Below are 24,403 nucleotides of genomic sequence, written 5' to 3'. Positions count from 1 at the left end.
AAGTTAACCTCTGAGAGCGCGAAGTGAAGCAGAGTATATTTTTTACTCGTACCGAAGCTCCGCTCATCATGGTCCAAGTTTTCTCGTACCGAAGCAGGAGCTTCGGTACGCCAAATCGGAAGCTCCGCTTCATATGAATTGTAAACTGAAGGAGAACTTCCTCATGGTGGTCCAAGTTACAAACTTGAACCAGTTTGGGGTTTCTTCTTATGGGTTTCGAAGACAGAACTTCGAAATCAGTACAGGTATATTAGAGACAACGGATTAGTCTCTCATCGCATCAATCACTTTCATGTTTTTGATGGAATCCTCTAGCGAAACGGGAACCGGTTTATCCTCAAGAATGCTCTTCGCAAACGCTTCAGCCTGTAGCGTAAAGTGGTCAACCGGGGCAAACTCTTCGATGGTCTCCTCATCATCGATGACAACCTGTAAGCGTTGGGTTTTTGTGAAATCAGGATTGAAAGGCCAGTCCATCTCAATCTTTCCTTTCGTTCCGAACACTTTCACATATTGATCTTTATAACATTGTGTGGCACATGTAAAAACGGACGTTCCCCCTTCAAAACGGAGCAATCCCGATGCTAATCGGTCGGTATTAAATTCAGGATCGTACTCCAGTTCGCCGTGAACACTCACCGGTTCCCGATCAAACAGAAGACGGGATAAGGAGATGGAATAACAACCGATATCCATCAAACCACCCCCACCCATATCGGCACTGTTCCGGTAGTTTTCGGGATCGTCATTGTAGTACGAAAAGAATGAATGGATCGCTTTGAGTTCACCAATTGCACCGGACTGAACCAACTCAACGGTTCGTTTCCAGCGGGGATGCTGACGATACATAAACGCTTCCGAGATCTTTTGCCCCGAATACTCTTTGGAGACGGACAGCAGGGTTCTGGCTTCCTCTGCATCCATCCCGATCGGTTTTTCGCAAAGCACATGTTTGCCGGCTTCAAGCGATTTGATAGACCACGGTACGTGCATATGGTTCGGCAGCGGTATATAAACGGCATCGATCTCTGAATCCGCCAGCAGATCCTCATACGATCCATACGCCTTTGGAATAGAAAGTTTATCGGCCGTGGCTTGAGCACGTTTCAAATTCCTGGATGCTATTCCTGTTACTTCGCAAAGATCGGCTTGCTGCATCGCCGGGATTACTTTTTGAACGCCTATTTTCGCTGTGCTGAGTACGCCAATTCGAATTTTCTGCATAATCTATTTTTCCTGTCAGGTTGTTCGTGAAGTTCCTTTCTTTTCCAAGACCTTTTCCCGAACCGTCGGGTAGGGGAGTTTGGGGTGGTTTCAAAAACCTAATCTTCCTCCACCGGATCCTCCTTAATTAAGAGTGGAGTAACTATCTACATAAGGATAACAGATTTCAGGGCAATATTCAGTACTCCTTTACAATTGCTTCCTTCAATGAGAAAATAGGTCGCTTAAAATTTCCTCAATCAAAAAGATTATGTATATAGAGAAGGATCCCCTGGAGATGAACAATCTTGTGAATGATCAAGACAACAAAGAGACAATCACAGAACTCAGGCTGAAACTGGTGAGGTGGATGGAAAAACACAACGATATGGCAACTGATTTTCTAAGCGACTTAAAAAAGGAACTTGAATAAGGCTTCTGTTTATTATGCTCTATAAAAAAGAGATTCTTGTTTTTCTGCTTCTAATATTTGTCATCTTAGTTTCTTCCATCCAAATTTTTGCGGTTCAATCGGGGGGTGACCCTCCGAATATTATCGTGATATTGGCAGACGATCTTGGTTATGGGGATATCTCATCCTTTAATGAAAATGCCGCCTTTAAAACCCCGAATGTTGATAAATTAGCTGAGGCCGGGATGAAGTTCACCGATGCCCATACCAGTTCCGCAGTCTGTACACCCACGCGTTACGGATTGTTGACCGGCCGTTATAACTGGAGATCGACACTCAAAAAGTTTGTACTTAGCGGTTATTCGAAATCATTAATTAAAAACGAACGATTGACCCTGCCGGAGATGCTCCAGGAACAAAACTATCACACGGGATTCGTCGGGAAGTGGCACCTCGGGTGGAATTGGACGTTTACCGGTGAGCCGGAAAATATTGATGCTTTAAACAGCCGCCCGGGTGTTGATTTTAAGGAGCCAATCAAAAATGGCCCGGGTGACCATGGGCTTGATTACTCCTTTGGGTTCTCAGGGTCGCTGGATATGCCGCCCTACGTATATGTGGAAAACGGATTGCCCACTGCGGTTCCAACAGAAGAAACCGTCAACTACGATGAAAAGGGGTTCTGGCGAAAAGGGTTAACCGCTCCCGATTTCGATCACACAATGGTATTACCGGATTTAACAGATCGATCCATCAGCTATATTGACCGGAGAGCGGAATCAGGCCAACCCTTCTTTCTCTATTTTGCGCTGCCTGCACCGCATACGCCCATTCTTCCAACCACCGAGTTTATCGGATCGAGTAACGCAAATCTTTATGGTGATTTCGTTTTGCAGGTCGATCATCTGGTCGGCCAAATTGTAGATGCACTTGAATCGAAAAATATTCGGGAAAATACGATGATCATTTTTACGAGTGATAACGGTGCTTCCCCCAGGTCTGATTTTGAGGAACTTGCACAGGCGGGACATGACCCCAGTTACATCTATCGAGGGCATAAAGCGGATATCTACGAAGGCGGTCATCGGGTTCCTTTTGTAGTCAACTGGCCCGATGGTATTGACGGCGGACTCACTTCCGATGAAACAATCAGTACTGTAGATTTAATGGCGACCTTTGCGGACCTGACCGGAGGTTTTCTGCCAGAGAATGCGGGAGAAGACAGCTACAGCTTCCTTCCGGTACTGATGCAGCAGGAGTATGAAAAACCGCTTCGCGAAGCGACCGTATTTCATTCGCTGGCCGGTCGTTTTGCCATCAAGAAAGGAGACTGGAAACTGATTCTCTGGCCGGGTTCAGGTGGATGGAGTTATCCGAATACCGAGGACGAGTTGCGAAGGCTTCCGCTGTTTCAATTGTATAACCTGGAACAAGATCCCTCGGAAGAAAACAACCTGGTTCATCTCTACCCGGACAAAGTGAAAGAATTAAAAGAATTACTCGAAGAATATATTCTATCAGGCCGAAGTACACCCGGAGAACCGCAGGAAAATGACGGCTCCGAAAGATGGGCAGAACTGGACTGGATGGATTTTTAAAGCAATGAATAATAAATTGCCACAATATTAACCGCAGGGAACGCGGTGTAACGCCGGGCATACTGGTCAAATGGTCTTAATTCTGTCTCTGCACTCTCCGCGAACTTGGCGGTTAAAAATTCGTGCGCTTAACTTCTCGGTTAATCATCGTTTTTGTAGGGGAAAACTTAAATGAACGTATAGCGAATGAACTTTGGGGATATCTAATGACCAAGCATAAAATTCCTCAGAAAATAACCGCAGAGAGCGCGGTGTAACGCAGGGTACACTGGTCAAATGGTCTCAGTTCTGTCTTTGCGCTCTCCGCGAACTTGGCGGTTAAAAATTCGTGCGTTTGAGTTCGCGGTTTCTCATCGTTTTTGTAGGGGCGAAATTTAAATGAACATATAGCGAATGAGCTTTGGGGATCTCTAATGACCAAGCATAAAATTCCTCAGAGAACAACTGCAGAGAACGCGGTGGAACGCAGAGTATCCTAATTTAGTCTTCTTGGTGATTTTAAAAACTATCTCGTCAATTGCCGCTTTCTTCGTCCATCTGAATTCATCAGGTAAAGGTGTGGTTCATCTTCTTCGGTAGCCAGGTAAGCAATTCGGCTGCCATTCGGCGACCATGTACCGTAAAACTCGTGAAACTCAGAGTTGGTGAGCTGCTCAGTTGTATCTTCCTCCATATGATAGACATACAGATCGAAATAGCCGGAACGGTTTGATGAGAAAAGAATTTTGTTACCTTCAGGAGACCATACCGGTGCAATATCAATTGAGGGAGAACCTACAATAAGCCTCTTGTCAGATCCATCGGCGTTCATCACAAATATATCAAAAGAACCAAGCCGGTTAGATATAAAGGCTATTTTCTCGCCGTCGGGTGACCACACCGCATCGATATCGTAAGAATCGGAATTTGTTAATCTTGTTTGGTCCGATCCGTCTGAATTCATCACATAAATTTCGGGCCGGTAATCTCTGTCGGAGATAAACACAATCTTGTTGCCGTCGGGAGAGAAGCGGGGATGAACATCTGTTGCCATATTATCGGTAATCGGAACCCGGTCTTTTCCCTGTCGATTCATGGTGTAGATTTCATAATCTCCCACTTCATCCCGGAAATGTGCGGTTATCGTTCTGCCATTCGGCGACCATGAGGGACGATAGCCATCCCGTGCATAAGTCTCGTAGAGTCCCTTCACATTGTAAACAACCGTATCCGGCGGAAATGGAGGGATTTCACTTGGGCGGTCAGAATAAAATGCCAGGTTCAATCCGTTGGGAGCCCATTCGGGATACATATCATTTGCGGGATGATCCGTAATCTGCTGCTGCTCCATCGTCCATATATCGATGGCATAGATATCAAAATCCCCGGAATAGGATGCCGCATAGGCAATGACCATTCCGTCGGGCGACCAAGAAGGACCATTATGAAGGCTTCTTGGCGTGTATGACTGTCCAAAAAGTAGAGAGGGTATCCATGAAAAAAGTAAAAGCATTAACGATACCCGAAAAATTTGAGAAGAAATTCGAGCGTTCATAAGATTGCCATTTAGGAAAAGAAGGAAAACTTCTATGATTTTAATAAGACGCTGAAATGAAGTCAATTATTGTGATAACAACACGCTGCAAACATCTCCAGCAATACTTATTATATTCTAACAAAGATTATACAATACGAAAACGTTCAGCCTCATGAAAAAATTGATATCAATTATACTACTTCAATTGTTATTCATGCCTGCTTTGTTTGCTCAAGAATCAGATGAAGTCCGGGATCTCGAACAATTACTTGATGAGTTTCTACGGGGAGCGTCAGAAAACGATGCAGAAATTCATGACCGGTTTTGGGCGGAAGACCTGATCTATACAAGCTCAAACGGTGAGCGCGTAACCAAAGAGATTATTATGGAAGGCCTTGCGGACAACCCTCAAAACATGAATCAGCAAACGCCGGACTACCATGCCGAAGAAACACAGATCCAATTGTTTGATGATATAGCTGTTGTTACGTTTAAGCTCGTAGCGATCTCTCAACCACCGTCTGGTGAGGAACGCCTTGAATTTTATAACACAGGTACATTTCAAAAGCGGGATGGCCAGTGGAAAGCCGTTGCGTGGCAGGCAACCCGAATACCGATGGAGATGTAAACTTCTCCTCTTGAGAGGAGACAGATGGTAGAGCGTTCAGCGAAACCATCAGAGGTGTGTTCACTAATTGAGATCAACTTACAAAACACACCCCGAGTTCATTCGCTACACGCTCATTTCACTTTCCCCTCTCAAGAGGGGAAATTTCATTACTAAAATTAAATGAAGATTGAAACATTAAATATGCCGCCAAATTCAATTGTCAGTCTCGTTCCATCACTTACTGAACTTTTATTTGATTTAGGGCTTGGTGAAAAAGTCACAGGTCGGACGAAATTTTGTATTCATCCGAGAGAAAAGATTGACCGGGTTCAGATTGTTGGCGGGACTAAAAACCCACGATTGGATAAAATTCGTGAGATTCAGCCGGAGCTGGTTATCGTTAACAAAGAGGAAAATCGTCGGGAAGATGTCGAGGAGCTAAAACGCTATTTTGATGTACATGTCACGGAAATCGGTAACATTAACGAGGCACTGTTTACCATTCATGATATCGGCTGGAAATGTGGTGTTGAAGAGAAAGCCAAATCGATGATCCACAAAATCCAGGAGAAAATGGAGGATGTGCCCGAAGAGAAACCGATGACCGCCGCTTACATGATTTGGCGTGACCCCTGGATGACCGTGGGCGGCGACACTTACATTCACTCCGTGATGGATCACTGCAATCTTGAAAATGTTTTTTCGGATAAAACCCGGTATCCGAACACTTCTTTGGAAGAATTATCACTCAAAAATCCTGATGTTATTTTACTGAGCAGCGAACCCTATCCCTTCAAAGAAAAGCATATCAGAGAGGTCAATGAATACTGCAAAAAGACAAGCATTATCCTGGTCAACGGCGAGTGGTTTAGCTGGTATGGGTCGAGGATGTTGAAAGCGTTTGAGAAGCTGAATGTGTTGAGGAGGGCGATTGCGTAATTTTGAAAGTAGTTCGTTGTCCGTTGTTTGTTGAGAGTAAGCCGTCTGACCGCTCAAAGCGGTCTGACGGCTATCTACCAGTCAATTTCCCCCAAACTGGCGCAGTGTTAAATACGGTATTTTAAAGCAGCCATTGGAAGAATGAAGGGATTGTTTTGCTGGAAGCATCCTTTTACCATCCGTAAGTCAAGGATGTCACTTGTGCCCCTTTTCCAACCTCTTTCCATTTCACTTGTTGCCAAGCTCCGGCTTCAATTCAGCAGGCAAGAGAATCCAATCCATGCATAAATCTTCGCATGACCCCTCGTTTAATCTCTTGCTTTTTCAACATTCATCGCCTCGGGGTTTATTTTTTCCTTTTGCAAACCTACGGCTGCAAACCGTTCGTTTCACTCCTGTTTTTGCCGCAGGCTATAAAACTTTCACCCCTCTGGGGTGTGACGATTGCACACGTGCAATCTTTATTTTAGAATCCCCCAAAATTCCAACCACTCAACCGGCGCAAGTGTTAAATCCTGTATTTTAAAGCAGCCATTGGAAGAATAAAGGGATTGTTTTGCTGAAAGCATCCTTCTACCATCTTTAAGTCAAGGATGTCACTTGTGCCAGTTGTGAACGAACTACTAATCACCAACAACCGACAACAAACAACTCTCAAGGTGACAAAACAATATCAACCAACTCGCCGGGCATCAGGTTTAGGTTAATCGAATCGGCCATGGCAATTTTAATGGGCAGGCCGCTTTCAAAAATGGCACCGGGACGTTGTAGATTTCTTCGAAGGAGCCGAACATGTCCGCCGACCTCTTCAATTTTTGAATCGAAAAATGTTCGATTCGCTTTTCGGGTTCGAACCTGTACATTCATCCCCACTTCCGGAGTTTGTGTGAAAGGTTGTCGCACATATCCAACAATATGAGTTGGTTCCCGTGATTCAATCACCAATAATGAATCTCCGCGTGATACAAACTCACCTCCTGCATTTTGAACCGAACTGATTACACCGCTGATGGGCGCATAAAACGGGGTTGGGCCAAATTCTGCTAAAATTGCCTCCATCTGTTGCTCCTGAACTTTGATGGCCGCCAATACCGGGTTTCGGTCGGCCCGATCTCCGTACGAAGTATAATCTTCAATTTCCCGGATTCGGTCGGAGTAATATTCCAGCATATTTTGATACTCTCGAACCTGGACATTAAAAAGCTCGAGCTTTGTTTGTACCGAATCAAAACGCTGCTCAGAGATTAGTTCACGGTTTCTGAGATTTTCAAACCGTTCAAATTCAGATTCAGCCTGCTGTTGTTGAAGCCTTGCCTGTGCCAGTGAAATTCGTGTTTCCATCTGGCTGATTTTCAGGTCTTCAAGGTCTAAACGAACGCGTTGCTCCGCTAATACCGGTTCTCTTGTTTGTTCGATCCGTTCAATTTCTGCTCGAATCAGGTTCAATTGCGATTGAAGAAAAACACTGTCCCGCGGAAAAACCTGGCCAAGAAGTTCTCCCTGATTTACTTCATCAAACGGTTCATAGTAAAAATTGATAATTGTACCATCCACCGGGCTCGAAATGGCCGATCGTTCTCCAACAACCTGGCCGATCAGTGTGGGGTGACTCGTGGTATCTCTCCACAAATAGATTACAGCCGCTCCAACACATAAAAACACAATGATCGGCAAAACGCGAACACGAAGTTCCCTCAGGCGTTGCTCCCACGGGATCGGAATCGGTTCAAATTTTTTTTCCTTCATCACACCTCCGATTCATCTTCAGCCCGCATGCTGCTTACATCCGATACCCCATCAATCTGTTTGAGTTCCGAAAGCAATAGGTCCACTTTATTCGGATCACGCAAAAGCAGCCGGTATGAGAGGTGAGTTTTTTCCAGTTCATCATCAGAACGCTGCGAAGCCAGGCGTGTTTTTAACGAATGGCGATTCAGGAACTCCCGAAGGTGATCGAGCCGTGAGAGAGGCTGTGACCAATGGAGATTTAGAATCAGATCATATCGCTGTCTTGATCCAAAATTGGTAAACCAGATAAAGATCAGAGCCGACGAGGCAACCGCAGTTCCAACAATTGCAGTGGAAAACTTTTGAGTCCCGCATGCCATGCCAATCACAATGAGAGACAAAATATAAGCCGTATCAAGCGTGTCACGTAAAATATTCCTGAATCGAACAATGGCAAAAACGGCGAGAAGACTGAATGCGGTAATGAGGTTGTTATCAAGCACCATCATTACGAGGGCAACGGTAATGGGGATGATGATCAGCGAGCTTACGAAATTTCTTGAATAGGAAAGCCCGGTATGCGTGTACATATAAATCCATGCCAGGATTTGCCCGCACATAAAAGAGAGGAGCAAGCCAAGAAGAAGTGTTGGAAGATCTGTTGGGATGGGTGCCGTATCGCCAAATTGAAACCATTCATTCATGATAAACCGGTGTTGTGTTCATTCCTTTTTCAATTCTGCTAAAGCGAATAAATTCAATGCTGTCCACATATTTTGAAGCCGACTCACGCCTCAGGTGAAATCGCTGTGTCAACTCGTTCAGCCAATCCGGGAATCGGTTCGTAAACTTTAATTCCAGGATTACCGTATTACCAAAGACCGGGAGCCCACCGGATTGCTGAGGTTCAAAATGATTATGGCGAACCCGGCTGCTTTTCACATCCCTGTCGATCGTAACCCTTACATCGTTTGAATCTCTTTTTTCATAAGCTTCACGCATGTAAGTAACATGCATTTTAGGTGATGCCTGAAGTTTTCCTGTTAAAAAGCAAAAATGTTCAAGTGCATCCAGTTCAGTTAACGAATTTTTTGCGAGATGATTTTTTGTAGGGGCATGGCCATTGAGCAGATCCTGAACGGAATCCCGAACAACCTGTGCTCGTTTTTTGCGGATCACACGATTGCGCCGCTGCTTGATTTCAAAGAAGACCGGGGAGTCAACAGAATCATAATATCGCAACCTCAATTTATAGCGATTTCGATCTCCATTTACAGTGCGATGGTAGGTGTTTAAACCCGGTGAATCGAGGTAGAGGCTGTGAACTTTATAGGATCGATCAGGATTGGAGGCACCATTAGGGTCGCACTCCAGGTAGTTCTCAACGAAAAAGCGGATCTCCTGTGCTTTCGACTCGTTGATGCGGTACTTCAACTCAAAACGTTGCCTTTGAAAGGTCTGCTCCATAACGGTTTATTTATTTTAGAATAAAAAAATGGCAGGAGATTAGAAAACGAGAAATAATCCTCCCACTGGCTGACTCACCCCAACCCCTCCCTATCCGTCAGCTGACGGACAAGGAGAGGCTTTCCCTTTTAATTAGAGCTTCCCCTTCACTTGATCCGAAGGTCCTCCTTCGGATCACCCGCCAGGAAGCTCTGCTTCTGATCAGGTGTAAAATTGTAAGAAAGCGGTGGTAAAAGTGACCTTGAAGCGTTCCCCGACAAGCCTGTCGGGGATCCTCCAAGAGTCACGACGTTCTTGAAAATCTCAAAGGTTTCCAGTTCGTGCCACGGTCATCCCCCTCGATCAGCCAAAAATACATTTTCACTCGATCCGAAGGTCCTCCTTCGGATCATCCACCAGGAAGCTCTGCTTCAGTTCATATGTTAAAATGAAAAAAGAGCTTCGGAATAAGTTAATCAGCAGAGTTGATTCAAGGGGATGACTCAACGGGTCGCATGTACATCCCTCTGATTTTTCAAAGAACTTATTTGAAAAATCTGTCTCCCTTCAAAGGGAGATTACTTAACTACACTCATTTTTTTAATTTCTGAAAAATCATCGGTTAAAAGTCTGTACAGGTAAATACCCGTTGCCAACCCGCTCACATCCAGATCCACATGATGGCGGCCGGATTCTGCTTCCCTGTCTTCGAGGGTGGCGACGTGGCGGCCATCAATCGAATAGAGATCAATTTTTACATGTTGATCTGACGGCAGATCATACCGAATGGTGGTGTACGGATAAAAAGGGTTGGGATAGTTTTGAAACAATCGAACTTCCTGCGGACGACCGGGCTCTTCTCCCAAAAGCGGTTCAGAGGTAACATGAATCTCGGAAATATTCAGCATCGCGCGTTGTCCGTTTTCTTCATCCACGCGTTCACCCGTGTAATAATATCTCCATAAAAGCTGGACATTTGGCTGATTATCTGCGTCGCCTGCAAGCGTCACTGAGTCGAGAGCTTGCGAATGACCTTCAACTTCATTCCTCTCATACTCAACCGGGTTTCCCTCATCATCCAAAACGTCGCGGAAAGGTTCATTCGTATCCGTTCTGTATTGCAGCCGGATATTATAAATTCGTGAATTGGGCTCAACAGTTCCCGCTAACCAGTTCACTCTAACCGATCCCTGGCCCTCTGTATTCAAAAAAAGAACAGCGCCACCCAATCGATTGCCAGGGTAGCCGCGATTTCCCACTTCGTTTGATGTATTGATAAACGAGAATCCGTCCTCTCCCAACCCATTAATCCTGGTTCGGGATTCCAGGTTGTAGGCACCCTGGGTAATACCGGCGATGGTTGCATCCAGTCCCGGTTCGGTTTCATCCATGTAGACAAATGCCATCGACTCGGGATAGGTATCCGTCGGTTGGGTAGCGAACCATTCGGAAAAATGGTAGGTGGTATCACCCAAAGCGCAGGGCTCAAAATCATCCAGGGAAAGATCATCAAAAATGGCAGAGATCTTTTCAGTGGTATCGGGTAAAAGGGTCAATTCCTGTTCATAAACCTGTTTTCCATCCACAACCCAGTGCGAGAGGTGATAGCCAATTTCGGGATCTGTTTTAAGCGTAACGGGAATCCCCGAAAAATAGGTGCCCGTCCACGGGTAGGCATTATCTTCAATTCCGGGCGTTTCGGATGAAATCAACAAAGAGTTTACGCGAATTTTTCCCTGATCTGTATCTTCCAAATCAACCGTGATGGTTTCCGTTGATTCAATCTCAAAATGATCGAGAATATTTTGCCACATGAAACCAGGGCGCTCTTCTGCAAAATCTCTCATACCGTTAACAAATCCATTCCACTGAGTGATGCGAGCCGGGTAGTGCCATCTCCGGATGAATTGAGGCATCTCCGGCGCAATTTGACCCTGATACCGGTCGATGATATCCAACACGCGATCCGTTCGAAATGAGGTATTCAGATGATCCGCCATTCGGTTGATGAAATCATGCTTAAATGATTCATTTTCCAGCAAGTTCCGAATGATCAGGTTCGGCCACTCCATATCCTGGAATGCTTGCGGTTTGGTAACGTAATGGAGCATATCGAAGTCGGGATCTTCAACAAACCCGAAGCCGGCATCCAGGTCGTAAAAAAGCCAGCGCCATCGGCCGTCAAGTCCGGGTGGGGCGTTCCTGTCGTACGGAATGTGCCGCCGCCAGAATTCAATATTTCCGTGAGGCCAGTCTGTATTCAGGAAATAAATTTCAGCGGTGTAATAATCCAGGAAATTGTCGATATCCATGAGCGTTTTCACCGAATCCATGTTGGCTTCCACAGATAGATCTTTTGAATCGATGAAATTCACCATATCCTGGTACGGCCAGTTGGAGCCATACTCAATCTCCCAGCGGTTGCTCAGGTAGTCGATATTGTCGCCATCTACGCCATACACCCTTTCCAGGTAGTTGTCATCAAATCGCTCGCGGATGTTATGAATGCCCCAATACTCCCCGTTGATATAGACCACCGACGGACGGTACGCTTGCGTTTCCATATTAAAATGCTTCACAACCTCGTGCGCCGCTGCGTCCCTGAACATGGTGTAGCCCTGATCATTCCCTGAATTTCTGAGGACCAGCCTCTCGTATTCATCGTATTCCTGGCCGGGAAAAATCTCGTAGTTGATGCTGCCTTCGCCATATTCACCGCGGGCATAAATCCGCAGGCTTTTTTGGGCATAGCGCCTTGTAAAACTTCCGTGAATCCGAACACCAACATTTTGTGAGACCTGTTGCTCACCATCTTCATCAAAAAATTCGAAGGATGATTCCCGCTCCCATCCTTCCCCGCGCTGATAGTAGTTGCCGGTGTGGTCCCGACCGTCGTGATGCACGCCGGGAACGTAAATTCCCTCTTCATCCCCGAAAAAATTCAGGCTGTCTGAGGTGATGGAGATTACCGGTAGCTGATGTTTACCATGGCCCTCCGGAAATACAAAAAAGGAGTAGGTTCTTTGAGCCGGACGAAATCCCTCCTTCACCGCTTTCACTCGCAGAACCGTTCCTTTTGGGATCAATCCATCCGGTTCCCGGAAGCCGTAACGCCCGCCCAGAAAGTTGGTGGGAATGGTTGAGTAAAGGTTCGGATCACTGCTTTTGTCGTTGATAGAAATCGGCCCGTTATACATCGCAGATTCTTCCGTCGGGGTTGACCCGTCCAGCGTGTAATAGAAGGTGACATCCTCGCGTGAATGGGAAATTTCGAGATTAAATTCTGAGGTATAAAAACCCGGATTGTGAGAAAGTTCGGGTTCTTCCAGCGGGTCATCGATTGCTTCCGTGGTGTTGGGTTCGCCAGGAGTCGGTTCATCAAACCGGAACCATTCGCCGGTGCCGTCCGGTTGGCGCCCGATTGAATAATCCTCCTCCAATTCTCTTTCGGGTGATTGATCCAGGAGCGTGCCATTGGAGTGCGTCAAAAAGATCTCTTCTCCGTCGACCGACACGCCAAAATTCGTATGAAGTTCGGATCCTGGAGTAGCGCGGTCTTTATCAGACGCCCAGATCAGCATAAAATCGCCCGGCTGAATCGTGGTATCGGGGAAGGTCCATTTGAACGGTTCATCGCCATCATCCGAAAGGCCGAAGTCGGACAGGTTGATCGGCTCATCACCTAAGTTGGTTATTTCAATCCAGTCTTCGAAATCGCCGTCTTCATCAGCAAGAGTGGTTTCGTTGGAAGAGAGGATTTCGTTGAGGTGCAGGTTTTGGCTAAACAGAGAGGGCGAACAGATTCCAAAAAAGAAAAATAACAAAATGAGTTTTTTAAAGATGGCAGTCATTACTCTTCTCTTAAATCACTGATGAACTCTTTTGTGAAAAGTTTTTGTATTTCAATCACACTACAGATTGATTAGGATAGTATAAAAAAACGGGAGGGACAAGTGATTAGTAAGCAAGGGAAAGCAATTAAAACATCTATAAATATTCTTTGTAACATTTGTGGTGTAGCTGCATTCTTTTAATAGGAACTACTGAGAAATCAGCGTAGCACAAAAGGGTACATTGAGAACAGGTACACAAATAAGTAAGACTGACTTCATCAAGTTCTGAGTCACATTTGAGCACTTTTCTGGGAGCTTATATTTTGGTTGAACTTACAGAACTGTAAGGGTTCACACATTGCCTTTCACATGCTATAGCTCTTTAAAACAATCATCAATTAAAAGAGGAAAAGTCTATGAAGAAGAGAAGGATAATACATGTACTCTCAGTATTGATAATCGCTGGTATGCTGCTTTCGTGTAGTGAAAGTGATATTGGAACCAGCAGTACCAGCAACTCGTTAGCGGCAGAAAATATAGAAGGGATAGCAGCCCAAAAATCACATGGAGATTCACCTCAACAGGTATTTGCCGAATTCCAGGAGATGGTGAAAAAGGTAGAAACCATGAGCAAAGCGGATATTGAAAATCTTACGGATGAAGAAGTCTTAGAGCTTGGCGAGCCGATTTTAAAAGCTACGGAGGGTACTATAAAACTCAGTGATACAACTCTTCAAAAACTTAAGACGCCAGCAGAAGAGATGGCAGACCAGCTTCGTTCCATTTCCAAAAAACAATACAATGAATTGAGTGACAGATTGCAACAAGTAATCAGAAGATATGAAGGCGATCAGCCAAAGCTCAGAAATTTGGATGCTTCAGATATAAAAAGCATTCTTTTAGACTACGCAGATGCTGAATCCGGAACTATGCAGATGTCTGCCACATGTAGAAGTATGTTTAACACCATGGGAAGTTTCGTATTTTTATATCCGGGAGACAATTTAAACACAGCCAACTCAATTTGTTCGGCCGGTTCAACGTTTTATGTCCATCAAGGGACTTATTACTCACAAAAAATTGAAGATTCTAAAGACGGTAATGAATGGGTTGGTATTAATGATCCCATTTTAGATGGGCAATTCAGCGTAAATAAAGCATTTAAAGGTGGTATGAAAAATAATACAATTAATGGCTTGACACTTAAAAAATATACAGAGTATGGTATCCATTCTGCATCCTCAAATACTACAAATGTTTATATTGTATATATGACATTCGAAAAGATAGGAGCGGGAAAAAATGGTGAGTATTTTAGTGCTATTCGATTTGATAATGGGGAAGACCTGTCTGTTCGGCATTCATATTTTGAGGATGTATCTTCAGGTATCTTGTTTACTGATACAGACGGTCCACTAGAGGTGTTAAATAATGAAGCGTTAAATTCAGGTAGGAATTTCTTACAATGTAGTGATTGCAATGGAGGAGGAATCAGGATAAATGGTAATTCGATGGATCGCACATCTTCAACGTATGGTTCTGAAGAACTAGAAGATTGGATTAGCATTTTTGAATCTGAGGGTTTACAAAACGACTGGATTCAGGTTAAGAATAATAGGGCACGTGGCCATAGTAGTTCAATGTGGGGCTCGTTTCTGATTTTAGGTGACAGTGGAGGAAAATATCAGGAAGCCAGTGAAAACATTGGTGTCAGTCCGGGACAAGTGGGTATAGGTGCTGCGGGTGGACAATATATGAAAATAGAGAACAACCAAATGTTCAGTGTTCAATGGGCCAGTAGTAATGTAGCTTTTTATTCAGCAGATTATTCTTCTCCAGCCCCTTGTAGCAATCACGAATTTCCTGCCAGCCCGAATCCAAATGTTGCTCATTGGAAAAATTCAAGCGGCACTCTAAACAGATCATCATCTGATGGTAATTGTGGTATAAGCAACGCTCAAATTAGAAGTAATGTGGATGAAGACACCAGTATGGATGAAGATATTTGGAATGATTGGTAGTAATTATATGAATTAAAAAGTATTGATGATGGGTGTAGAAAAGAATTTATTTCTACACCTTTATTTAAAAATGAATTAATAAAATTAAAGACATTTTATATGGATAAAAGATTAGTTTTAATAACAATCTTTTTTTGTCCAATTCTATTTGAAGGTCCAGGGAATTTACCCAATCCCAATTTAGATACATTACAGACTGAGCCTGTCTCTGGAGTTTACTTTTTACAGGGAACAATCATAGAGTACACCTACGATTTTCCCTGGCCGCAATGGGGTGGAGAAAAAGTGATATTAGACACAGATACGACAACGATCTCATTCCTAACTACTATTCGAATGGTAGAAGAAAAGCGAGATACAGTTCAGTTTTTTGGATTGCCAGGAGCCAATGCCAGTCGAAACAGCATCTTGCCTGTTGAGTGTGAGAATCCCAGCTTTTGTGGATATGCCAATTTTGAAATGGGTTCTCTCCAAATCGACTATAGAACACCGGCAGGGGAATTTTCAGGGACTGGCTGGTTAGATGGCGAAATACTAACGCTGGATACGTACTTTGAATATCGTGAGATTGGAATTGAATATAAGCTTCAAGGTAAAAAAATTGACGAAGAAGAGTTATAAAAATGAATTCTGTCAGAAAAATTCTTTTAAGTTTTTGTTTGTTATGCATTGTTTTATTTAGCTGTACTGATGATAGCCTGAATCAATCAAAATACGAACCAAAAGAACCAGATATAAACCTTTCTGGTCTCTGGCTGTTATCAGGTGCCGAAGAAACAACTACTTATTCCGAATGGCCAATACCACCAGATGAAGATCCTGTACAAAAGAAAAATTCCCAGGGATTCAACATGTTGATTCAACAAATGGATGAAAACAAGATTCGAATTTATGGACTTGTGGGAGCCGATGCAGGCAGGGCCGAAAACTCAGTTTTTTCTGCATGCAGCAATCCAGAGAACTGCAAAGTTTACGGAACCAAAACAGGCGACAGGACATGGGAAGTCGATATCAAAAATGGCCAACGAACTTTTTATGCAACAATAGAAGTAGAGATACTGATCAACAAGACTGAAATTAGGCTGGAAAGCAGGTACGAGTTTCAGAACAAGAGCATTGAACATACGTTGGATGGCGAAAAAATTCCTGAGTAGGGTTTAATCTAATCAGTTTTTATTTCTGATATGCGGTATGCAATCTCTGATCTCAGGGAATATCGAATATTGAACACGGAATGATGAAGTGATTGGCTCCTTCGAAATTCGACATTGGATATTCAGTGTTCGATATTCTAATTTCTCGAATATCTCCAATCGTTCCGAAGGGATCCCTCGCGGGGCATATCAAGAATACCAGGTGCTAAGCTTCTTCATGCTCTCTCGATTTGATTTGCGCCATCAAAAAAAGTACTATAGAAATAGTTACGCAGTTTGTTTAATGTGTAATAGTAGAGAGTCAACTAATTCAATCATCGAGCATGAAATCCTTTCTGCCAATTCTAATGCTTACCCTTCCGGTATTGATGTTCGGTTGTTCTGATAAGTCAACAGACCCGAAAGAAGAGGAAGAAAACGAAAAAACATCAACAAATTATGTGTCGGAAGTTTACTTTTTAACCGGCACTGAGATTGACAGAGATCCCGACTGCTTTCCCTGTACCGTGGAGTTTGAGTACACCTATGATACGACGTGGGTGGCAACAGTTGTATCCATGAAATACCTGGTAAACATTCCCGACTCCGTCCAGTTTTTTGGCCTGAATGGTGCAAACTCAACTCGTAAATCTGTGTTTCCACAAAATTGCAGGGAAAGTGACGCACTTTATGAGTATTGCGCTTATGCATCATACAAAAATGGGTTGATAACACTGGATCTTTTTAGATCGGGTTATTTATATGAGGGTGAAGGATCTCTACAAAATGATGAGCTGCAGATCAATGGCTTGTTTAAGTACAGGGGAGATAGTGTTGGGTATGATTTGTAAGGCCAAAAAATAGAGGGACTTGGCGGGTTAGGTGAACCGGAGTATCCTCATACCGGCCTCTACTTTGTGGGTGGCGAAAAAAGAACAACCAGCTATTCCGATTGGCCCATTCCTGAAGGAGAAGTTCCTGAAGTTGAAACTGAGCGAGTTGAGTTTTCAATCCATCTAAAAGTACAGGATGACCGGGAAACCATTCGATTTGCAGGACTACACGGTGCCGATGCCGGTGAGATGGAAAACAGAGTCTATCCCGACTGTATGAACTCAGAAGATTGTACCATTATGGGTCAATCAACCGGCACAGAATCGTTTGAAATTGATATTGAGAACAATGGCCGAACATATACAGCAACCGGAAATGCAAGGAGCACTGATTTTCAACTCAATGGTCAATATCAATATCAAAACATCACGATTGATTATGATTTAGAAGGGCATAAGTATATTGAGTAGCAGAAGAATGATTTGAGATTTCTGATATGCGGTATGCAATCTCTGATCTCAGGGAATATCGAATATCCAATATTGAACACGGAATAATGAAGTGATTGGCTCCTTCGAAATTCGACATTGGATATTCAGTGTTCAGTATTCAAAAAATTTTCCTATCTGAAATAAGATACTCGTCAGACTACCGGTGGGATCTCCACTCTACCCTTGCGGGCATATCAAACAAAAGCAACCTGAGAGTCTGAATGAAGTGAGGTCCTGGCAGAGTTGCTAGGCGTGAAATTGACTAAAACGTTATAAGGAATAAACCCGAACTCTGAAAGGAGCTTGCTGTGCTGCGCACTCTTTCAGGTTCTTGGGCTCCAAAACTACCTGCCGGCTACTTGATGCTTGTCGATCCGTCGAGTGTCTTTTGCCTTCCGGTAGGAAGGAAGACTTTTTTGATATACGATTTCTGATATGCGATATGCGATTTCTGATCTCGGAGAATATCGAATATCCAATATTACCCGCAAGGGATCCCTCAGGGAGAACACAGAATGATGAAGTGATTGGCTCCTTCGAAATTCGACATTGGATATTCAGTGTTCAGTATTCAAAAAAACATTCCTATCTGAAATCAGATACTCGTCGGACTACCGGTGGGGTCTACACTCTACCCTTGCGGGCATAATAAACAAAAGCAACCTGCCAGCGTCCGACAGCTTGAGGTCCTGACAGCGTTGCCGGTAGGTCTGTGTTATCTAAGTCATATCTTTACAAAAACCTACCTGGTTTCTCAGCATCTTCTGAATAATGGACTGATTCTTTACAAATTGGGAATCGTTTAGTAATGTAAGCTGAACTTTTATAGTACTATTCAACCTGCTCTCGAAAAAATGGATCTCTTTGTGTCTCACTGTAAAAACTATTTTCTGCTGGCAGCACTACTGTTGATTCCCGTATCAACCTATGCTCAATCAACGACAGATGCCGAAACTCTTTTTGAACAGGCAGAGGAGATCTTTCGAGATGGCGATTACGAGCAATCAAAAGAGATGTTTGAGGAGGCATCCGAGACATTTTGTACCGCTCCCATTCAGGCTGAAACTTGTATAGAAGTGAAAACCTATCTTTCTGATATAGGTCGTATAGATAGGAATTTTGTGTCTTCTGAGCAGGTCCTTGAAGAAGCTGAACAAATTTTACAACGGGAACTGGGAACTCCACATCCGCTTCAGATGGAGATTAACACACAAAAGATTTTTCTCTATGTGAATATGACGCATTTTGAGAAGGCTGGGCGGGTTGTTCAACGAACCATGGAGCTGGTGAATGAGCCGGAGTTTTCCGGATTACCGAGAGCGCGCGGGTATATGGCGAAAGGTTACCTGGAAGATGCGGCCGGTGATTTTCATGAATCATTGAACTCCTATTCAGAAGCTGTTGAATCTTTAGAAGGGATTGAGAGAGATGATGAAATTCTCAGGTTTTTATCTCATTGCTACAATAATATGGGGCTTCTCACACGACGCCTCGGTGATGTACAGGGAGCGATGGACTATTTTCTGCAGGCGCTGGATGTAACTCAAACACTCTACGGTGAAAGCCATCCACAGGTTGGGATCGTGTATAACAGTATCGGGACAATTTATTACATCATGGGCGATTACGGGCAGGCAGCCGATTATTTTCTGAGTACAGCGGATATCTTCAGGGAACACTATGGTGAAAATCATGAGAGAGTTGCCGGCGCCTATAATAATGCAGGTGTTGTATTTACGGAGATGGATGACATTGAACGGGCTGCCCAGACACTTGAAAAAGCACAGCGAATTAAAGAAAATATTCTTGGAGAAAACCATATTGATACGGCTATCGGGTATTCAAATCTTGCCAGTATCTACATGGAAAACGAAAATTTTGATGCCGCTCTCGAAAACTATCAAAAATCTATAGCTGTACGGGAAGAGATTTACGGGGATGATCATCCAAACCTCATCTCGCCATATACGAACCTCGGGGAGTTTTATACGAAAACAGAACAGTTCGATTTGGCCAGGGAGTATTTGGATGAGGCTTTGCAAATCACAAAAAACAGGCTTGGAGAAAATCATCCCGAGGCATGGACCATTCGTTTAAATATTGGCGACACGTTTATGGGAGAAGAGGAGTTTGAAACGGCGCTCGGTCATTATGAGAAGGCATTTAATATGATTGTTGAGGAAAGCGGTATACAACCCCAAAACGGTTTTGATGCGGGCCGGATCTCTCACCCCATTCAGTTTATGGAGTCGGCTACAAATATTGGCAATGTGCTTCTCAAGTTGTATGAAAAAGAGGGAGGAATTGAGAGACTTTATCAATCAATTGAAAACTACTCTATCTCAACAACTGTTGTCGATTTCTTACAGAGGTCCTATCAGAGTGAGGCCTCTAAGTTGAATCTTGTTGATCAAAATTATTCGATTTTCACCAATACTATCAGAGCGTACAATTACCTTTATGAAGAGACAGGGGATGAAAAGTGGCTGAGTGAGATCTTAACTACCAGCGAGTTAAGCCGCTCGCGGATTGCTTTGGAACTCTTGCAGGATTTGGAAGCTAAAAACTTTGCAGGAGTTCCACGGGATATCTTAGATCAGGAAAGCACAATCAACACGCAAATAGCTGATTATTACCAAAAACTGCATGCAGAGCAGGAAAAAGGGTTTGATGCAGATCAAAAACGGATTTCGTCCTTTCGAGACTCTCTTTTTGAATCGCGCCGGGAGCTGAAAAATCTTACCCAAAGACTGGAAGAACAGTATCCTGATTATTACCGTCTAAAGTACGACCAGAGCTATGCCGACAGGGAGGTTGTGGTTGACCTCCTGGAGCAAGACGAGGCACTTATCAACTACATTGTGAGTGATGAGGAAATTTTTGCATTGGTTTTGGATAAGAGCGATATCCGGTTTTACTCTTTAGGAAAATCAGACTCACTATCAACCCGGGTCAAATCGCTGCGTAATTCTGTTTTATCGGATCGTTCAGAACAATATTCCAAAGTGGCAAACGAACTTTATAATCAACTGATTGAGCCGATTCTTTCAGAGATCAATATAAACTCGTTGATTATTGTACCCGATCAGTCACTCCACTACCTGCCTTTCGAAATGCTGCTGACAGAGGCATCTGAAAACTCAAGCTACTATGAATTACCATACCTGATACGTGATTACAAAATATCTTATGTGCCCTCGGCAACCGTGTTACAGATGTTAAAGGAGCAGAAAATTCAGAATCCACAAAATCTTTTTGCAGTGGCTCCTTTTAACGAATCTACAATCAAGTTTGAGGAAGAGGCTTCTGCATCTCGATATATGGCCGGCTTATCCCCTCTTCCTCTCACACAATATGAAACCGGAGAAATTGCCAAAATATTTGAGGAGCGAGATTCTCTGCTTGAGTATATTTTCCCGGAGGAAGTGAAAATATTGTTGGGAGAGGAAGCCACAAAATCCACAATTGAAACCACGTCATTCGAGCAGTACGGGTACATTCATTTTGCAACTCATGCGTTTGTGAATGAGCAAGATCCATCGCTTTCGGGCATTGTATTTTGGGGTGAGCAGGATGATGATGGTATGATCTATGTGAATGATATCTATAATATGCGTATGAATGCTGATTTGGTTGTTCTTGGTGCCTGTGAAACAGGATTGGGGACCGTCTATAAAGGTGAGGGAATGATTGGTTTTACAAGGGCATTTATCTACGCCGGGGCTTCAAACCTGATGGTTTCGATGTGGAAAGTAAACGATCAGCCAACAGCCAACCTGATGATAAAATTCTACCGGTATGTTAAAGAGGGGTATTCCTATTCAGAAGCTTTACAGATGGCCAAGATCGATCTGATCAATCAGCCAGAATTTGCAGCCCCGCGAAATTGGGCAGCATTTATATTACAGGGCCGATAATAAAAAGCCCTGCTTGATTGCAGGGCCTGATATCAATGAAAGAATATCACTCAACGAGAAAATTTTCTGGATTCCACGCTTTCTGAGTATTCTCTTCAGCTTCCTCAGCAATGTCACTTACTTCTATCTCTTCTGCCACAATGTGGGGTAGCACCTTGCTTGTTTCAGTGATCAGCTGAGCAATTCGCGTAAGGCTTTGTTGTGTAAAGTTTGCCAGCTCTTCGTTGCCTGAACCAAGAGCGGATGTGTGCAGCATTGTGTAACCGGATGCGATCATGCTTAAGGCTGTATAGTCATCCCGCAGCATTTTAGAAGCGGCATCATCTCGGGCACTGTCTATAAACCCTGCAATTTTTCCGGTTGCTTTGGCAAGGTTGTCTTTCACTTTTTTCCCGGTACCCTCATTTAGAATCCCAAGATCTTCAAATCCATTTATCTGATTTGTGAATGCCATATCAATATCATGAAGCAAATCTACAGCTTTCGGATTCATGACATTTTCAGAATTCTTTTGGCTTCGAATCACGGTTTGTGTGTGCTTAATCAGTTCGTATAAGTCGGTCGTGTAATTCTTGATCGACGTGTTACTCATAAATATGTAAGTATTTGATTCTATTTAATATTCACTTACAAAATGATGGATAGGCCCATATCGTTTCATTTGATATTTGAAATGGGAGATTGGAGCTAATTTCTCTGAATATTTTTTTACTTTGTATTAGATAGACGAGTCAAAATTAATTAATCGAAAGAATTCATGGACAGAGTAAAAGAACTTGCAAAAATGATTGACCACTCCCTTCTTCATCCAACAATGACGGATGATGAATTAAAGGAGGAATGTATGGTGGCTAAAAAGTATGATACAGCCTCCGTTTGCATAAAACCGTATGCCATTAAAGATGCGGTGGAGTGGTTGAAAGGATCGGATGTGCTGGTTGGTACGGTTATCGGGTTTCCTCATGGAAATTCGGCAACGGAAATTAAAGTCGAAGAAACCAAGAAAGCCTGCGAAGATGGTGCCGTGGAGATCGACATGGTCGTGAATATCGGCAAGGTGCTGCAAGAAGAGTGGGAGTATGTAGAAAATGAGATTCGCGCTGTTGCAGAAGAGACACATTCTCATGATGCAATTTTGAAAGTTATTTTTGAAAATGATTTTCTAACGGATGACAAATATAAAATTAAACTTTGCGAGGTTTGTGCTTCAGCCGGTGCGGATTTTGTAAAAACATCTACGGGGTATGGATTCGTAAAAGGTGAAGATGGAAAATACAGCTACCAGGGGGCTACGGAACACGATTTGAAGCTTATGAGAAAACACTCACCCGAGAATGTGCAGGTTAAAGCGGCGGGGGGTGTCAGAACACTGGACGACCTTTTGAGAGTGAAAGATTTGGGGGTAACCCGCGTGGGGGCTACGGCAACCATAAAGATGCTTGAAGAGGCTAAAAAACGTTTTTATGGAGAAGATGATGAAAGTATCATACAGGAAAGCGGGGACAAAAAAGGCTATTAAGAATAATCACCCTGGATAATGAGATCTCACATCCGGGAGGCCATAACGAAGGGTTTGCCGATACGATCAAACAGTTTTTTTAAAGAGTTCTACCGGGATCTGGACGGAGAAGAGTCAACTACTCCCCCCTGATTAGCCCAATTTTTACGATGGCATGCGGGAAGTTTTATTGGTTGAAAAAATCCCGGAAAGCAATGAGCAGCCATCCTGGATGAAAATTGGGTAGTTATAACACGATTTAATTCCAACAAAAAAATGACACAATGCTACAATTAGGTTTTGTAAGTGCAATTCTTGCAGACAGTACATTTGAAGAGGTCGTTGATTTTGCATCGGAGAATAAGTTCTCTTGCGTGGAGATGATGTGCTGGCCAAAAGGCAAGGCTGAACGGAGATACGCCGGTGTAACCCATATTGATGTAGACAACCTTGATGAAGCAAATATTACTTCCATCAAAGAAATCCTGAAGAAGAAAAATGTGGAGATATCTGGATTGGGTTATTATCCAAATCCCTTGGATGAAGATGCAGAGAAGTCTAAAATTTACTTCGATCATATTAAAAAGATCATTGAAGCAGCTTCCAAACTGGATATACCGGTGATGAACACCTTTGTGGGTAGAGATCACAAGAAAAATGTGGAGTATAATCTCGACCGATTTAAAGACACATGGCCGGAGATAGTAGAGCATGCTGAAAAATTGGATGTGAAAATTGGGATAGAAAACTGTCCCATGTTCTTTACGGACGACGAGTGGCCCGGGGGGAAAAATTTGGCTTCAACACCGGCGATTTGGGACCGGATGTTTGAGGTTATTCCAAGTGATCATTTCGGCCTGAATTATGATCCCTCTCACCTGATCTGGATGCAGATGGACGAAATACAACCTATTTATGACTATGCGGAACGTCTCCATCATATTCATTTAAAAGATGTGAAGGTTCACAAAGACAAGCTGAACAGGGTGGGCATTATGGCAAATCCACTGGAATATCACTCTCCGAAGTTGCCCGGGCTGGGTGATGTGCGGTGGGGTGATTTCTTTTCAGCCCTTACATCGGTTGGTTACCGCGGGCCAGTTTGTATTGAAGTTGAAGACAGATCATATGAAAGCTCCGAGAAAGATATTAAATACTCTATTCTGCAGAGCCGAAATTATTTAAATAGTTACCTTGTACTGTAGTAGATTTAAATCCATAACA

At 43.5% G+C, this 24,403-nt stretch carries 19 protein-coding genes; 12 read left to right on the top strand and 7 right to left on the bottom strand.

Annotated elements, in window-relative coordinates; translation table 11 throughout:
• Positions 1–264 precede the first annotated feature (264 nt).
• Entirely contained in the window at positions 265–1,224 is a 960-nt protein-coding gene (locus L6773_RS18645; RefSeq protein WP_237856057.1) for a Gfo/Idh/MocA family protein, read from the bottom strand.
• Between the two features lie 250 nt (positions 1,225–1,474).
• Between L6773_RS18645 and L6773_RS18640 the strand changes: the two genes are divergently transcribed.
• Positions 1,475–1,636 carry a hypothetical protein gene (locus L6773_RS18640; RefSeq protein WP_237856056.1) on the top strand — a complete coding sequence of 54 codons (162 nt, stop codon included), beginning with the start codon at positions 1,475–1,477 and terminating at the stop codon, positions 1,634–1,636.
• A gap of 14 nt (positions 1,637–1,650) precedes the next feature.
• Positions 1,651–3,213, top strand: a complete 1,563-nt coding sequence (locus L6773_RS18635) for a sulfatase family protein (protein ID WP_237856055.1) — start codon at positions 1,651–1,653, stop codon at positions 3,211–3,213.
• A 505-nt stretch (positions 3,214–3,718) separates the two neighbouring features.
• Here L6773_RS18635 and L6773_RS18630 read toward each other — a convergent pair.
• Entirely contained in the window at positions 3,719–4,747 is a 1,029-nt protein-coding gene (locus L6773_RS18630; protein ID WP_237856054.1) for a DUF5050 domain-containing protein, read from the bottom strand.
• Positions 4,748–4,901: 154 nt separating this feature from the next.
• Between L6773_RS18630 and L6773_RS18625 the strand changes: the two genes are divergently transcribed.
• A complete protein-coding gene (locus L6773_RS18625) occupies positions 4,902–5,357 on the top strand; it encodes a nuclear transport factor 2 family protein (RefSeq protein ID WP_237856052.1) in 456 nt (151 codons plus the stop codon).
• Between the two features lie 162 nt (positions 5,358–5,519).
• On the top strand, positions 5,520–6,278 hold the full coding sequence (locus tag L6773_RS18620; RefSeq protein WP_237856051.1) for a helical backbone metal receptor: 759 nt from the start codon (positions 5,520–5,522) through the stop codon (positions 6,276–6,278).
• A gap of 654 nt (positions 6,279–6,932) precedes the next feature.
• Here the strand turns inward: L6773_RS18620 and L6773_RS18615 are convergent.
• From L6773_RS18615 to L6773_RS18600, 4 genes are all read right to left on the bottom strand, one after another.
• Positions 6,933–8,024, bottom strand: coding sequence for an HlyD family secretion protein (locus tag L6773_RS18615; protein WP_237856050.1), 1,092 nt, complete (start codon positions 8,022–8,024; stop codon positions 6,933–6,935).
• Positions 8,024–8,710: a DUF4956 domain-containing protein gene (locus tag L6773_RS18610; protein ID WP_237856049.1), complete on the bottom strand. Its 687-nt coding sequence runs from the start codon at positions 8,708–8,710 to the stop codon at positions 8,024–8,026. Before L6773_RS18610 ends, L6773_RS18615 begins: the two co-directional genes overlap by 1 nt.
• A complete protein-coding gene (locus L6773_RS18605) occupies positions 8,703–9,473 on the bottom strand; it encodes a polyphosphate polymerase domain-containing protein (protein WP_237856048.1) in 771 nt (256 codons plus the stop codon). The genes L6773_RS18610 and L6773_RS18605 overlap by 8 nt, the downstream gene beginning before the upstream one ends.
• A 557-nt stretch (positions 9,474–10,030) precedes the next feature.
• Positions 10,031–13,303 (bottom strand): CotH kinase family protein, encoded by a 3,273-nt coding sequence (locus L6773_RS18600; RefSeq protein WP_237856047.1) that lies wholly within the window; start codon positions 13,301–13,303, stop codon positions 10,031–10,033.
• A gap of 608 nt (positions 13,304–13,911) precedes the next feature.
• Here L6773_RS18600 and L6773_RS18595 point away from each other — a divergent pair.
• The 6 genes from L6773_RS18595 (at position 13,912) to L6773_RS18570 (ending at position 21,681) form a co-directional block, all read left to right on the top strand.
• Positions 13,912–15,306 carry a hypothetical protein gene (locus L6773_RS18595; protein WP_237856045.1) on the top strand — a complete coding sequence of 465 codons (1,395 nt, stop codon included), beginning with the start codon at positions 13,912–13,914 and terminating at the stop codon, positions 15,304–15,306.
• Positions 15,307–15,405: 99 nt separating this feature from the next.
• Entirely contained in the window at positions 15,406–15,927 is a 522-nt protein-coding gene (locus tag L6773_RS18590) for a hypothetical protein (protein ID WP_237856043.1), read from the top strand.
• A gap of 2 nt (positions 15,928–15,929) precedes the next feature.
• The gene (locus L6773_RS18585; RefSeq protein WP_237856042.1) at positions 15,930–16,460 is read left to right on the top strand and encodes a hypothetical protein; all 531 of its coding nucleotides are present in this window, start codon (positions 15,930–15,932) and stop codon (positions 16,458–16,460) included.
• A 323-nt stretch (positions 16,461–16,783) separates the two neighbouring features.
• Positions 16,784–17,290: a hypothetical protein gene (locus tag L6773_RS18580; protein WP_237856041.1), complete on the top strand. Its 507-nt coding sequence runs from the start codon at positions 16,784–16,786 to the stop codon at positions 17,288–17,290.
• Between the two features lie 66 nt (positions 17,291–17,356).
• On the top strand, positions 17,357–17,743 hold the full coding sequence (locus L6773_RS18575; RefSeq protein ID WP_237856040.1) for a hypothetical protein: 387 nt from the start codon (positions 17,357–17,359) through the stop codon (positions 17,741–17,743).
• A gap of 887 nt (positions 17,744–18,630) precedes the next feature.
• The gene (locus L6773_RS18570; RefSeq protein ID WP_237856039.1) at positions 18,631–21,681 is read left to right on the top strand and encodes a CHAT domain-containing protein; all 3,051 of its coding nucleotides are present in this window, start codon (positions 18,631–18,633) and stop codon (positions 21,679–21,681) included.
• Positions 21,682–21,727: 46 nt separating this feature from the next.
• Here the strand turns inward: L6773_RS18570 and L6773_RS18565 are convergent, their stop codons facing one another.
• Positions 21,728–22,273, bottom strand: a complete 546-nt coding sequence (locus L6773_RS18565) for a hypothetical protein (RefSeq protein ID WP_237856038.1) — start codon at positions 22,271–22,273, stop codon at positions 21,728–21,730.
• A 165-nt stretch (positions 22,274–22,438) separates the two neighbouring features.
• Here L6773_RS18565 and deoC point away from each other — a divergent pair, with 165 nt between their 5' ends.
• Both deoC and L6773_RS18555 read left to right on the top strand, forming a co-directional pair.
• Positions 22,439–23,200 carry a deoxyribose-phosphate aldolase gene (gene deoC, locus L6773_RS18560; protein ID WP_237856037.1) on the top strand — a complete coding sequence of 254 codons (762 nt, stop codon included), beginning with the start codon at positions 22,439–22,441 and terminating at the stop codon, positions 23,198–23,200.
• Positions 23,201–23,463: 263 nt separating this feature from the next.
• Positions 23,464–24,384: a sugar phosphate isomerase/epimerase family protein gene (locus L6773_RS18555; protein WP_237856035.1), complete on the top strand. Its 921-nt coding sequence runs from the start codon at positions 23,464–23,466 to the stop codon at positions 24,382–24,384.
• Positions 24,385–24,403: the final 19 nt, after the last annotated feature.

Source organism: Rhodohalobacter sulfatireducens, from assembly GCF_022012475.1.
Lineage (GTDB): Bacteria > Bacteroidota > Rhodothermia > Balneolales > Balneolaceae > Rhodohalobacter > Rhodohalobacter sulfatireducens.
Note: the sequence above shows the minus strand (reverse complement) of the source record. Positions and strands in the feature narration are given on the sequence as shown.

Excerpts from the sequence above, each read along its gene's own strand:
- L6773_RS18645 (WP_237856057.1), bottom strand. The coding sequence starts at position 1,224 with ATGCAGAAAATTCGAATTGGCGTACTCAGCACAGCGAAAATAGGCGTT.
- L6773_RS18640 (WP_237856056.1), top strand. The coding sequence starts at position 1,475 with ATGTATATAGAGAAGGATCCCCTGGAGATGAACAATCTTGTGAATGAT.
- L6773_RS18635 (WP_237856055.1), top strand. The coding sequence starts at position 1,651 with ATGCTCTATAAAAAAGAGATTCTTGTTTTTCTGCTTCTAATATTTGTC.
- L6773_RS18630 (WP_237856054.1), bottom strand. The coding sequence starts at position 4,747 with ATGAACGCTCGAATTTCTTCTCAAATTTTTCGGGTATCGTTAATGCTT.
- L6773_RS18625 (WP_237856052.1), top strand. The coding sequence starts at position 4,902 with ATGAAAAAATTGATATCAATTATACTACTTCAATTGTTATTCATGCCT.
- L6773_RS18620 (WP_237856051.1), top strand. The coding sequence starts at position 5,520 with ATGAAGATTGAAACATTAAATATGCCGCCAAATTCAATTGTCAGTCTC.
- L6773_RS18615 (WP_237856050.1), bottom strand. The coding sequence starts at position 8,024 with ATGAAGGAAAAAAAATTTGAACCGATTCCGATCCCGTGGGAGCAACGC.
- L6773_RS18610 (WP_237856049.1), bottom strand. The coding sequence starts at position 8,710 with ATGAATGAATGGTTTCAATTTGGCGATACGGCACCCATCCCAACAGAT.
- L6773_RS18605 (WP_237856048.1), bottom strand. The coding sequence starts at position 9,473 with ATGGAGCAGACCTTTCAAAGGCAACGTTTTGAGTTGAAGTACCGCATC.
- L6773_RS18600 (WP_237856047.1), bottom strand. The coding sequence starts at position 13,303 with ATGACTGCCATCTTTAAAAAACTCATTTTGTTATTTTTCTTTTTTGGA.
- L6773_RS18595 (WP_237856045.1), top strand. The coding sequence starts at position 13,912 with ATGAGCAAAGCGGATATTGAAAATCTTACGGATGAAGAAGTCTTAGAG.
- L6773_RS18590 (WP_237856043.1), top strand. The coding sequence starts at position 15,406 with ATGGATAAAAGATTAGTTTTAATAACAATCTTTTTTTGTCCAATTCTA.
- L6773_RS18585 (WP_237856042.1), top strand. The coding sequence starts at position 15,930 with ATGAATTCTGTCAGAAAAATTCTTTTAAGTTTTTGTTTGTTATGCATT.
- L6773_RS18580 (WP_237856041.1), top strand. The coding sequence starts at position 16,784 with ATGAAATCCTTTCTGCCAATTCTAATGCTTACCCTTCCGGTATTGATG.
- L6773_RS18565 (WP_237856038.1), bottom strand. The coding sequence starts at position 22,273 with ATGAGTAACACGTCGATCAAGAATTACACGACCGACTTATACGAACTG.
- deoC (WP_237856037.1), top strand. The coding sequence starts at position 22,439 with ATGGACAGAGTAAAAGAACTTGCAAAAATGATTGACCACTCCCTTCTT.
- L6773_RS18555 (WP_237856035.1), top strand. The coding sequence starts at position 23,464 with ATGCTACAATTAGGTTTTGTAAGTGCAATTCTTGCAGACAGTACATTT.